Origin of the sequence: Streptomyces sp. CB02923 (genome assembly GCF_001905005.1) — a bacterium.
GTDB lineage: Bacteria > Actinomycetota > Actinomycetes > Streptomycetales > Streptomycetaceae > Streptomyces.
Window position 1 is genome coordinate 21,667 of sequence record NZ_LWKZ01000010.1, and the last position, 11,386, is coordinate 33,052.

Here is an 11,386-nt window from a genome sequence, read left to right on the forward strand (position 1 = left end):
CCGTGGGCAGGGCGTACGGCAGGTCACCACACCCGTGTGGACGGGCCGATGTCGAGGGCGGCGCAGCGCCACCGCGCGTCCTGGCCCAGCTCCAGCCGGAAGGCGAGGGCGCGCAGCCGTTCGCCGGAGGCGATGCGGGCGAACGCCTCGATGACGTCCGGGCGCGGCCGGCAGAGGCCGCAGTGGCGCACCGACGGGGCCGGTGCGCGGCGGCCCGCTCCGGTGCCCGCGGGCCTCAGGGGTGCCTGCGGGGCCAGCTCGACGAGGCGGTCGTACGCGGCGGGCAGCGCGTGCCCCAGGAGGGCGTGCACGGGGCGTCGGCCGCTGAGGGTGAGCAGCAGCTGCTCGGCGAACCAAGTGTGCGGCAGGGGGCGGGAGGTGCGGCGCCGGGCGGTGGGCGCGGGGGTTGTACGGGGGCCGGCCGGTCGCCGGGTGTCACGGCGGCCCGGCGGACCGGTACGGGGGCGGCCCGGCCCCGCGGCGGGCGGGCCGCCGGGGGAGCGGGTGCGGGCGGGTGGGAGGGCGTCGGTCTGGGTGGTGAGCATGGTGGGCCCCCGTTCGGCCGGTCCGGTGGATACCGGTGAGTAGCTTCGGTGGGGTTCTTCTACCGGCGGGGAAACGGCGGCAGCAAGGGCCCCCGGCCGGGCCGCGCGGACGGCCGGAAGTTCACCCATCAGGGGGAGCGCGGCCCGGTGTGCGGGCGCGCGGTGATGCAGGTCCGGCAGAGGGCGGCGCCGGGGCGGCGGAGCGGGAGCCCGAAGGGGGACTCCTGCCCGTATCCCACGCCGTATCCCGCGCCCGTATGCTGGCCGGACAGATTTTCCAGACCCGGCGATGTGAGCGGAAGCGGCAGCCATGCGTGTGTATGTCCCCTTGACCCTGCCCGGACTCGCGGCGGCGCACGAGGCCGGGGAGTTGGGCCCCGGGCCGCTGGACGCCTACGCCGTCACGCCCGCGCTGCGTGAGTGGTACGTCTCCGACGACATCGAGGAACTGGAGTACGCGGCGCTGAACCGGGCCGCGCAGGGCTCGCTGCGCCGGCTCGCGGCCGACCCGCAGGCCCCGCGGCGCCGCGTCGTGGTGGCCGTGGACGTACCGGACGGCACGGCCGTCGCCGACCCCGGCCGGGGCCTGGACCAGGCGGCGCTGGGCGAGGTCCGGATCGCCGGGCCGGTGCCGATGGCGAAGGCCGCGGCGGTGCACGTCGACTCCGACGACGCGGTCCAGGATGTCTCGGCGGCCGCCGACGCGCTGGGCGCCGCGGACCACGGCGACGACGACGCGCGCTTCACCGTCGACGGCGCGGAGGACCACGAGCTGATGTGGTTCGGCGTGCAGGAGATCCCGAACCTGATCGTCTGACGGCGGCCCGCGGACCGTCAGCGGGCCGTCCGCAGACCGTCAGCGGGCTGCCTGTGGACGGCCTGCGGACGGCCTGCGAACCGCTCCGGCAGGCCGTCGGCGCCCTCCGTGACTGCGCTGTCAGTGGTCATGGGTACCGTCTTGGCATGGGGACGCACGCGACGCACATCGTCTGGGACTGGAACGGCACGCTTTTTCACGACACCGACGCGGTGATGGGCGCGACCAACGCCGCCTTCGCCGAGCTCGGGCTGCCCCCGATCACCCTGGAGCGTTACCGGGAGCTGTACTGCGTACCGGTCCCGCGGTTCTACGAGCGGCTGATGGGACGGCTGCCGACGGACGCGGAGTGGCTGGTCATGGACGAGGCGTTCCACCGGCACTACGCCGCCCACCGGCCCGCGTGCGGACTCGCCGAGGGCGCGGAGCGGCTGCTGGAGAGCTGGCAGCTGGCGGGCCGCAGCCAGTCGATCCTGAGCCTGTACGGGCACGACGAGCTGATGCCGCTGGTGCGGGGCTTCGGCATCGAGGCACGCTTCCTGCGCGTGGACGGCCGTACGGGGCCGTCCGGCGGGAGCAAGAGCGAACACATGGTGCGCCACCTCGCGGCCCTGGCCGCCGGGCCGTCCGGGGCGCTCTGGCCGGAAGGGCCGGGCGGACCGGGCGGGTCAAACGGCGCGGGGCGAATAGCCCCGGTGGACCCGGGGCGTACGGTCGTGATCGGTGACGCGGTGGACGACGCCGTCGCGGCACGGCACGCGGGCGCCCACGCGGTGCTCTACACGGGCGGCTCGCACAGCCGGAGCAGCCTGGCGGCCGCGGGCGTGCCGGTGGTGGACACGCTGGCGGAGGCCGTGGAGATGGCGGAGGAGATCGCCGCGTAGCCGGAGCCCCGGCCGGACCAGGCCGATCCAGGCCGATCCAGGCCGGACCCGGACAACGGACCTGGCTCTGGCGCCGGACCCGGCCCCAGCCCGGCCCCGGCCCGGCCCCGGGCGGCCCCCCGGAAGCTCAGGTCACCGGCGCCTTCGCCCGGAGTACCGCGATGAACTCGCGCATCCACCCGGAGTGGTCCGGCCAGGCGCGGGAGGAGACCAGGGTGCCGTCGACGACGACCTCGGCGTCCCGGAAGGTGGCGCCGGCGGCCTGCATGTCCATTTCGAGGGCGGGGTAGGCGGTGACCCGGCGCCCGTTGAGGCCGCCGATCGCGGCGGTCAGCAGCGGGCCGTGGCAGATCTGGGCGACGGGCTTGTCCGCGTCGAAGAAGGACTTCACCAGCTTGCGCAGCTCGGGGTCGTTGCGCAGGTACTCCGGTGCCCGGCCGCCGGGGACCACGAGGGCGGCGTACTGTCCGGGGTCGACCTCGGCGAAGGCCAGATCGGCGGGCCAGGTGTAGCCGGGCTTCTCGGTGTAGGTGTCGAATCCCGGTTCGAAGTCGTGCACGACCAGGCGCAGGGTCTTGCGGGCGGGGGCGGCGACGTGGACGTCGTAGCCCTCCTCGCGCAGCCGCTGGTAGGGGTAGAGGACCTCCAGGGACTCCGCCGCGTCGCCGGTCACGATCAAAATCTTGGCGGCCATGCCGTCCACCTCCGCTCGGGTTGCGTACCCTGCGCGGACGTGCCGTTCGTCACATCCGCGCGCCGTGGTCCGCTCCTCGGTGTCCCGCTCAACGTCCTCCGGATCGCCGTCCTTGCCAAGCCCCCGCGGGATACCGTGGGATTCCAGGGGCGCCGGCCCGCCGTTCCGCCGCTGTCCGGATCGTCAAATTTCGGCTAGTGGTTTTGTACACAGCTGGACCATGACGGCACCCCGGCCGGGAGCGATAGCCTTACATCGTGATCAGCGCGATAACCCGCGGGGGCGTCGAGGCCCTCGTCGTGCGCCCGGGAGAGCACAGTGACCGGGCGGGCGCTGACCGTTGCGACCGGGACCGAAGGCCGACCCCGACCGGGTCGGTGCTGGGCGGTCCGGCCGCCGCTCACCGCGGCACAGCGGCCTCTCCGACCGGACACTTCCCCGCGTTGCGGCGGGGGAACCCTCATGGGTCGTGCCCGTGCTGTGCAGCTTCCACGGAGTTCATCCACAACGTCACGCAACGGCGCGCGACAGGAGCCAGAGGACATGCAGACCAAGCTGGACGAAGCCAAGACCGAGCTGCTCGCGCGGGCGGCCCGGGTCGCTGAAAGCAGCCCGGCCGGGGGACAGGTACCGGTGCAGGGTCTCGACCCGGACACCCTCCTGGGATACCTCCAGCGCTACTACCTGCACACCGCGCCGGAGGACCTGAGCGGCCGGGACCCGGTCGACGTCTTCGGCGCCGCACTCTCGCACTACCGTCTGGCCGAGAACCGGCCGCAGGGCACCGCGAACGTCCGGGTGCACACGCCGACGGTCGAGGAGAACGGCTGGACCTGCAGTCACTCCGTCGTCGAGGTCGTCACCGACGACATGCCCTTCCTCGTCGACTCGGTCACCAACGAGCTGTCCCGCCAGGGCCGCGGCATCCACGTGGTGATCCACCCGCAGGTGATCGTCCGCCGTGACGTGACCGGCAAGCTCATCGAGGTCCTCGACAACACGTGCGACGCGCACGGCCGTACCGGCAAGGACAAGGCGGGCAACGGCAAGGGCCGCGACCTGCCGCACGACGCGCTGGTCGAGTCCTGGATCCACGTCGAGATCGACCGGGAGACCGACCGCGCCGACCTCAAGCAGATCACCGCCGATCTGCTGCGCGTGCTGTCCGACGTACGGGAAGCCGTCGAGGACTGGGACAAGATGCGCGAAGCCGCGCTGCGCATCGCCGACGAGCTGCCCGCCGAGCCGACCGCCGACGACCTGCGCGACCAGGAGGTCGACGAGGCCCGCGAGCTGCTGCGCTGGCTGGCCGCCGACCACTTCACCTTCCTCGGCTACCGCGAGTACGAGCTGACCGCGGTGCCCGGCGAGGCCGGCGCCGAGGAGGACGTGCTGACCGCCGTGGCCGGCACCGGCCTGGGCATCCTGCGCTCCGACCCGGCGCACAGCGACGGCGACGACGGCCACCCCGTGTCCCCGTCGTTCAACCGGCTCCCCAAGGACGCCCGCGCCAAGGCCCGCGAGCACCGGCTGCTGATCCTGACCAAGGCCAACAGCCGCTCCACCGTGCACCGCCCCTCGTACCTCGACTACGTGGGCGTCAAGAAGTTCGACGCCCAGGGCAACGTCGTCGGCGAGCGCCGGTTCCTCGGCCTGTTCTCCTCGGCCGCGTACACCGAGTCCGTACGCCGCGTGCCGGTCATCCGCCGCAAGGTCGCCGAGGTGCTGGACGCCGCGGGCTTCACCGCGAACAGCCACGACGGCCGCGACCTGCTCCAGATCCTGGAGACCTACCCGCGCGACGAGCTGTTCCAGACGCGCGTGGACCAGCTGCAGTCCATCGTCACCAGCGTCCTGTACCTCCAGGAGCGCCGCCGGCTGCGGCTGTACCTGCGCCAGGACGAGTACGGGCGCTACTACTCGGCGCTGATCTACCTGCCGCGCGACCGCTACACCACCGGCGTACGGCTGCGGCTGATCGACATCCTCAAGGAGGAACTGGGCGGCACCAGCGTCGACTTCACCGCCTGGAACACCGAGTCGATCCTCTCCCGGCTGCACTTCGTCGTGCGGGTCGAGCCCGGCGCGACCCTGCCGGACCTGACCGACGCCGACGCCGAGCGCATCGAGGCGCGCCTGGTCGAGGCCGCCCGCTCCTGGGCCGACGGCTTCGGTGAGGCGCTGACCGCCGAGGTCGGCGAGGAGCGCGCCGCCGAGCTGCTGCGCCGCTACCACCACGCCTTCCCCGAGGGCTACAAGGCCGACAACCCGCCGCGCAGCGCGGTCGCCGACCTCCAGCACCTGGAGAAGCTGTCGGCGAAGAGCGGCAAGGACTTCGAGGTCAGCCTGTACGAGCCGGTCGGTGCGGGCCCCGACGAGCGCCGCTTCAAGATCTACCGCACGGGTGAGCCGGTCTCCCTGTCCAAGGTCCTGCCGGTGCTGAACCGTCTCGGCGTCGAGGTCGTCGACGAGCGCCCGCACGAGCTGCGCTGCTCCGACGCCACGACCGCCTGGATCTACGACTTCGGGCTGCGCATCCCCGAGCGGATGAACGGCGACGACGCGCGCGAGCGGTTCCAGGACGCCTTCACGGCGGTGTGGACCGGCCGTGCGGAGAGCGACAACTTCAACAAGCTGGTGCTGCGGGCGGGCCTGAACTGGCGCCAGGCGATGGTGCTGCGGGCGTACGCCAAGTACCTGCGGCAGGCTGGTTCGACGTTCAGCCAGACGTACATGGAGGACACCCTCTCCAACAACGTCCACACCACCCGGCTGCTGGTCAGCCTCTTCGAGGCGCGGATGTCGCCGGAGCGGCAGCGGGCCGGCACCGAGCTGACCGACGGGCTGCTGGAGGAGCTGGACGGCGCGCTGGACCAGGTCGCCAGCCTGGACGAGGACCGCATCCTGCGGTCCTTCCTCACCGTCATCAAGGCGACGCTGCGCACGAACCACTACCAGAAGAGCGACGGCGGGCAGGCCCACTCCTACCTGTCGATGAAGCTGGACCCGCAGGCCATCCCGGACCTCCCCGCGCCGCGCCCGGCGTACGAGATCTGGGTGTACTCGCCGCGCGTCGAGGGCGTCCACCTGCGCTTCGGCAAGGTCGCGCGCGGTGGTCTGCGCTGGTCGGACCGGCGCGAGGACTTCCGTACGGAGGTGCTCGGCCTGGTCAAGGCGCAGATGGTCAAGAACACCGTCATCGTGCCGGTGGGCGCCAAGGGCGGCTTCGTCGGCAAGCGGCTGCCGGACCCGTCGGTGGACCGCGACGCGTGGCTGGCGGAGGGCATCGCCTGCTACAAGACGTTCATCTCGGGTCTGCTGGACATCACCGACAACCTCGTCGGCGGCGAGGTCGTGCACCCCGCGGACGTCGTCCGGCACGACGAGGACGACACGTACCTCGTGGTCGCCGCCGACAAGGGCACCGCGACGTTCTCCGACATCGCCAACGAGGTCGCCGAGGCGTACGGCTTCTGGCTCGGTGACGCGTTCGCGTCCGGCGGCAGCGCCGGGTACGACCACAAGGGCATGGGCATCACCGCCCGCGGCGCCTGGGAGTCGGTGAAACGGCACTTCCGCGAGCTGGGCGTCAACACCCAGACCGAGGACTTCACCGTCGTCGGCGTCGGCGACATGTCCGGTGACGTGTTCGGCAACGGCATGCTGCTCAGCGAGCACATCCGGCTGGTCGCCGCGTTCGACCACCGGCACATCTTCCTGGACCCGACGCCGGACGCGGCCACCTCGTACGCCGAGCGCCGCCGCCTGTTCGAGCTGCCGCGCTCCTCGTGGGCGGAGTACGACACCGGGCTGCTGTCGCAGGGCGGCGGGGTCCACCCCCGTACCGCGAAGTCCATCCCGATCAACGCGCAGGTGCGGGCCGCCCTCGGCATCGAGGCGGGCGTCAAGAAGATGACCCCGGCCGACCTGATGCGGGCCATCCTCGAAGCGCCGGTGGACCTGCTGTGGAACGGCGGCATCGGTACGTACGTGAAGTCGTCGGCCGAGTCGAACGCGGACGTGGGCGACAAGTCCAACGACGCGATCCGCGTCAACGGCGAGGACCTGCGGGTCAAGGTCGTCGGCGAGGGCGGCAACCTGGGCCTGACCCAGCTCGGCCGGATCGAGTTCGCCACCAACGGCGGAAAGATCAACACCGACGCGATCGACAACAGCGCCGGTGTGGACACCTCCGACCACGAGGTGAACATCAAGATCCTGCTCAACTCGGTCGTCGCCGACGGCGACATGACGGTCAAGCAGCGCAACAAGCTGCTGGCCGCGATGACCGACGAGGTCGGCGCGCTGGTGCTGCGCAACAACTACGCGCAGAACACCGCGCTCTCGCTGGCCCAGGCGCAGTCCGCCAGCATGCTCCCCGCCCAGCAGCGCTTCATCCGCCGGCTGGAGCGCGACGGGCACCTGGACCGGGGGCTGGAGTTCATGCCCAGCGACCGGCAGATCAAGGAGCGGCTGAACGCCGGGCGCGGGCTGACCCAGCCCGAGACCGCCGTGCTCCTCGCCTACACGAAGATCACGGTCTCCGACGCGCTCATCAAGACCGGGCTGCCGGACGACCCGTACCTCCAGCACCTGCTGCACGCGTACTTCCCCAGCGCGCTGCGCGAGAAGTTCGCCGAGCAGATCGACGCGCACGCGCTGCGCCGCGAGATCGTCACGACGGTGATGGTCAACGACACCGTCAACTCCGGCGGCACCAGCTTCCTGCACCGGATGCGGGAGGAGACCGGCGCCGCGCTGGAAGAGGTCGTACGGGCGCACACCGCGGCGCGGGCGATCTTCGGGCTGGGGAAGGTCTGGGACGACGTCGAGGCCCTCGACAACGTCGTGGCCGCCGACGTGCAGACCCGTATCCGGCTGCACTCGCGGCGCCTGGTGGAGCGCGGCACCCGCTGGCTCCTCAACAACCGCCCGCAGCCGCTGGAACTCTCCGAGACCATCGGCTTCTTCGCGGAGCGGGTGGGCGGGGTCTGGGCCGAACTGCCCAAGCTGCTGTGCGGCAGCGACCTGGAGTGGCACCAGCGCAGCCTGGACGGGCTGACCGAGGCCGGGGTGCCGATGGCGCTGGCCACGCGGGTGGCCGGGTTCTCCTCGGTCTTCCCGGCGCTGGACATCGTCGCCATCGCGGACCGCACCGGCAAGGAACCGCTGGACGTCGCCGAGGTCTACTACGACCTGGGCGACCGGCTGCGCATCAACCAGCTCCTGGACCGCATCCTGGAACTGCCGCGCAACGACCGGTGGCAGTCGATGGCCCGCGCCTCCATCCGCGAGGACCTGTTCGCCGCGCACGCGGCGCTGACCGGCGACGTCCTGTCGGTGGGCAGCGACTCCGCGACGCCGGAGGAGCGGTTCAAGGCGTGGGAGGAGAAGAACGCGGCGATCCTCGGACGCGCGCGGACCACGCTGGAGGAGATCCACGGGTCGGAGGGCTTCGACCTGGCGAACCTGTCGGTCGCGATGCGGACCATGCGGACGCTGCTGCGTACGCACAGCTGAGGCCGAGCTGGGCGGCGGGGTCCGGTTCCGGACCCCACCGCCCGCTTTGTCGCTTCGCTCGTCCTCGATCTCCCCCGGCTACCGCTGGGAGGCGCCCCCGGACGGGCTGGGAATGCCGGACGGGCTTGGGCCACCGGTCGGGCTGGGAATGGTGCCTCGCTCGTACGCCGAAACGACGTCCTCCGTAGGGCCGTCCATCACCAGTTCGCCCTTCTCCAGCCACAGCACGCGGTCGCAGGTGTCGCGGATGGCGTTGTTGTTGTGGCTGACCAGGAAGACCGTGCCGGCCTCCGCGCGGAGTTCGCGGATGCGGGCCTCGGAGCGTTTCTGGAAGGCGCGGTCGCCGGTGGCCAGGGCCTCGTCGATCATCAGGACGTCGTGGCTCTTCGCCGCGGCGATGGAGAAGCGCAGCCGGGCCGCCATGCCGGAGGAGTACGTGCGCATCGGCAGCGAGATGAAGTCGCCCTTCTCGTTGATGCCGGAGAAGTCGACGATGCCCGGGTAGCGGTCGCGGACCTCCTCGCGGGACATGCCCATGGCGAGGCCGCCCAGGACGACGTTGCGCTCACCGGTCAGGTCGTTCATCAGGGCCGCGTTCACGCCCAGCAGGGACGGCTGGCCGCGGGTGTAGACGCGGCCGGCGGCGGGCGGGAGCAGTCCGGCGACGGCACGCAGCAGCGTGGACTTCCCCGAGCCGTTGGAGCCGATCAGACCGATCGCCTCACCCTTGTGGGCGACGAAGGTGACGCCTTTGACGGCGTGCACCTCCCGCACCCCGGCTGCGGGCCCTCGGCGGACGAGCCGCTGGAGGGCGGCGGTCGCGCTGCCCTTCCCCGTGCTGCCGCCGTGCACCTTGTAGACGATGTGGACGTTGTCGGCGATGACGGTGGGGGCGCGGCCGTCGGCAATGGCACCCGTGGGAGCGTGGCCGTCGGCGAGGGTGCCGGGCGGCACGGTGGTGTGTTCGATGGTGGTCTCAGCCACGGCCGTACTCCTCCTCCGCCTTCCAGAAGAAGACGTATCCGGCGACGCCGGCCAGCACGGCCCAGCCGAAGGCCAGCGGCCACACGTGCGGCGGCAGGTCCTGCGCGCGCACCGTGTCGATCAGGGCGTACCGCATCAGGTCGATGTAGATCAGGGCGGGATTGCAGTTCAGGGCCACCGAGACCAGGTGGGGCGCGGTGCTCGTGAACGCGGAGAGGTTGTAGAAGACACCGGAGACGTACATCCAGGTGCGCAGGACGAACGGCATCAGCTGCGCGGTGTCCGTGGTCTTCGCGCCGACGCGGGCCATGACCAGGGCGAGGCCGGTGTTGAAGACCGACTGGAGCAGCAGGGCGGGCACCATCAGCAGCCAGTGCCACGTCACCGGTACGCCGCAGATCAGCACGATGGCCGCCAGCACACCCATGGAACAGATGAGCTGCTGGAGCTGGATGAGGGTGTACGCGACGGGCAGCGCGGCGCGCGGGAAGTGCAGGGCGCGGACCAGGCCGAGGCTGCCGGAGACGGCGCGGGTCCCGGCCAGGACCGTGGACTGGGTGAAGGTGAAGACGAAGATCCCGGTGCACAGGAACGGGATGAAGTTCGGGATGCCGCGGCTGGTGTGCAGCAGCACGCCGAAGATCAAGTAGTAGACGCCCGCGTTGAGCAGCGGCGTCATCACCTGCCAGAGCTGGCCCAGGCGCGCCGTGGTGTACATGGCGGTCAGCCGGGCGGTGGCGAAGGACGCGATGAAGTGGCGGCGGGCCCATAGGCGGCGGGTGTACTCCGGCAGCGGCGGGCGGGCGCCGCTGACGGTCAGGCCGTACTGCTCCGCCAGGGCGCGCAGGCCGGGGTCGGGCGGTACGGCGGCGACCGCGGGTGACGCCTCGGCGGCGGCCGGCGGGGCGAGGGTCTGGGTCATGAGGGCGGTCGCCTCCGGGTGGGTGAGGGCGGGGCCGGGTGCCGCCGCTGCCGACGGCGACGGGTGCCCTGCCGGGCGGGCGGCGACGTGAGAACGGCTCCGTCACGTGCGGACGGCGCGTGCACGGTCCGTGGGGACGGCCGTACGGACGGCCCCGTTACGTCAGAACGGTCCCGTATCGTCGCTACGGTGCTGAGCGTACGACCGCCCGACGTCGAAACGCAACCGTTGCGTCGCGACGCTACGATCAAGGCATGGCAAAGGACGGCAGTGAAATGACCAGGGCGCCGGGCGTGCCGGGCGGGCGGCGGGCGCCCGCCGGGGCCGCCGTGCTCCGCGAGGAGAAGACCGAGGCGATCCGCGCCGCGGTCTTCGCGGAGCTGGCGGCGGTGGGGTTCGCGCGGATGTCCATCGAGGGCATCGCCCGGCGGGCGGGTGTCGGCAAGACCGCCGTCTACCGGCGGTGGCGCTCCAAGCTGCACCTCGTGCTGGACGTGGTCTCGGCGGTGGCCGCCGAGGGCCTGCCGACTCCGGACACCGGGTCGCTGCGCGGCGACGTGCGGATGCTGCTGGAGGTCGCGGCACGGGCGCTGCGGCACCCGATGGCGTCGCAGATCGTCCCGGACCTGCTGGCCGAGGCGGCGCGCAGCCCGGAGATCGCCGAAGCGCTGCGGGCCGCTCTGCTCGACAGCCAGCAGGGCGTCGCGTCGGCGGTGGTGGCCCGCGCGGTGGAGCGCGGCGAGCTGCGGCCGGGCGTCGACGTGCGCCTGGCGCTGGACCTGATGACCGGACCGCTCTACTGGCGGCTGATGGTCGTGCGCGACGGCCTCCCGAAGGACTACCTCGACGAACTGGCGCTCGCGGTGGCATCGGCGCTGGAGGTGTAGGCAGCGGCGGAGGCGGAGAACGGGGGCCTGGCGGAGGCGGACGGCGGAGCGGCCGAGGGCCGGGGCGGGGGCTCCCCTGCCGCGTCCCGCGGCCCGGCGCTCCGCCGAGGGCATGGGCTAATCGGGCGCGCGG

The 11,386-nt window shown here is 72.2% G+C and carries 8 protein-coding genes; 4 read left to right on the top strand and 4 right to left on the bottom strand.

What is annotated here, in order from left to right; genetic code table 11:
• Positions 1 to 23 precede the first annotated feature (23 nt).
• Positions 24 to 545, bottom strand: coding sequence for an Rv3235 family protein (locus tag A6A06_RS11295; protein WP_073761090.1), 522 nt, complete (start codon positions 543 to 545; stop codon positions 24 to 26).
• Positions 546 to 855: 310 nt separating this feature from the next.
• Between A6A06_RS11295 and A6A06_RS11300 the strand changes: the two genes are divergently transcribed.
• Positions 856 to 1,362 (top strand): DUF6912 family protein, encoded by a 507-nt coding sequence (locus A6A06_RS11300; RefSeq protein ID WP_073761091.1) that lies wholly within the window; start codon positions 856 to 858, stop codon positions 1,360 to 1,362.
• A gap of 146 nt (positions 1,363 to 1,508) precedes the next feature.
• Complete coding sequence (locus tag A6A06_RS11305) at positions 1,509 to 2,246, top strand: HAD family hydrolase (protein ID WP_073761092.1); 738 nt, start codon at positions 1,509 to 1,511, stop codon at positions 2,244 to 2,246.
• Positions 2,247 to 2,373: 127 nt separating this feature from the next.
• On the opposite strand, the gene A6A06_RS11310 is transcribed toward A6A06_RS11305, so the two are convergent.
• On the bottom strand, positions 2,374 to 2,940 hold the full coding sequence (locus A6A06_RS11310; RefSeq protein WP_073761093.1) for a DJ-1/PfpI family protein: 567 nt from the start codon (positions 2,938 to 2,940) through the stop codon (positions 2,374 to 2,376).
• A gap of 543 nt (positions 2,941 to 3,483) precedes the next feature.
• On the opposite strand from A6A06_RS11310, the gene A6A06_RS11315 reads away from it, so the two are divergent.
• Entirely contained in the window at positions 3,484 to 8,460 is a 4,977-nt protein-coding gene (locus tag A6A06_RS11315) for an NAD-glutamate dehydrogenase (RefSeq protein WP_073761094.1), read from the top strand.
• A 78-nt stretch (positions 8,461 to 8,538) separates the two neighbouring features.
• Here A6A06_RS11315 and A6A06_RS11320 read toward each other — a convergent pair whose 3' ends face one another.
• Both A6A06_RS11320 and A6A06_RS11325 read right to left on the bottom strand, forming a co-directional pair.
• Positions 8,539 to 9,414 carry an ABC transporter ATP-binding protein gene (locus A6A06_RS11320; protein ID WP_443333732.1) on the bottom strand — a complete coding sequence of 292 codons (876 nt, stop codon included), beginning with the start codon at positions 9,412 to 9,414 and terminating at the stop codon, positions 8,539 to 8,541.
• A gap of 22 nt (positions 9,415 to 9,436) precedes the next feature.
• Positions 9,437 to 10,366 (bottom strand): ABC transporter permease, encoded by a 930-nt coding sequence (locus tag A6A06_RS11325; protein ID WP_073761095.1) that lies wholly within the window; start codon positions 10,364 to 10,366, stop codon positions 9,437 to 9,439.
• Between the two features lie 254 nt (positions 10,367 to 10,620).
• On the opposite strand from A6A06_RS11325, the gene A6A06_RS11330 reads away from it, so the two are divergent.
• Positions 10,621 to 11,253: a TetR/AcrR family transcriptional regulator gene (locus tag A6A06_RS11330; RefSeq protein WP_079193947.1), complete on the top strand. Its 633-nt coding sequence runs from the start codon at positions 10,621 to 10,623 to the stop codon at positions 11,251 to 11,253.
• Positions 11,254 to 11,386 lie beyond the last annotated feature (133 nt).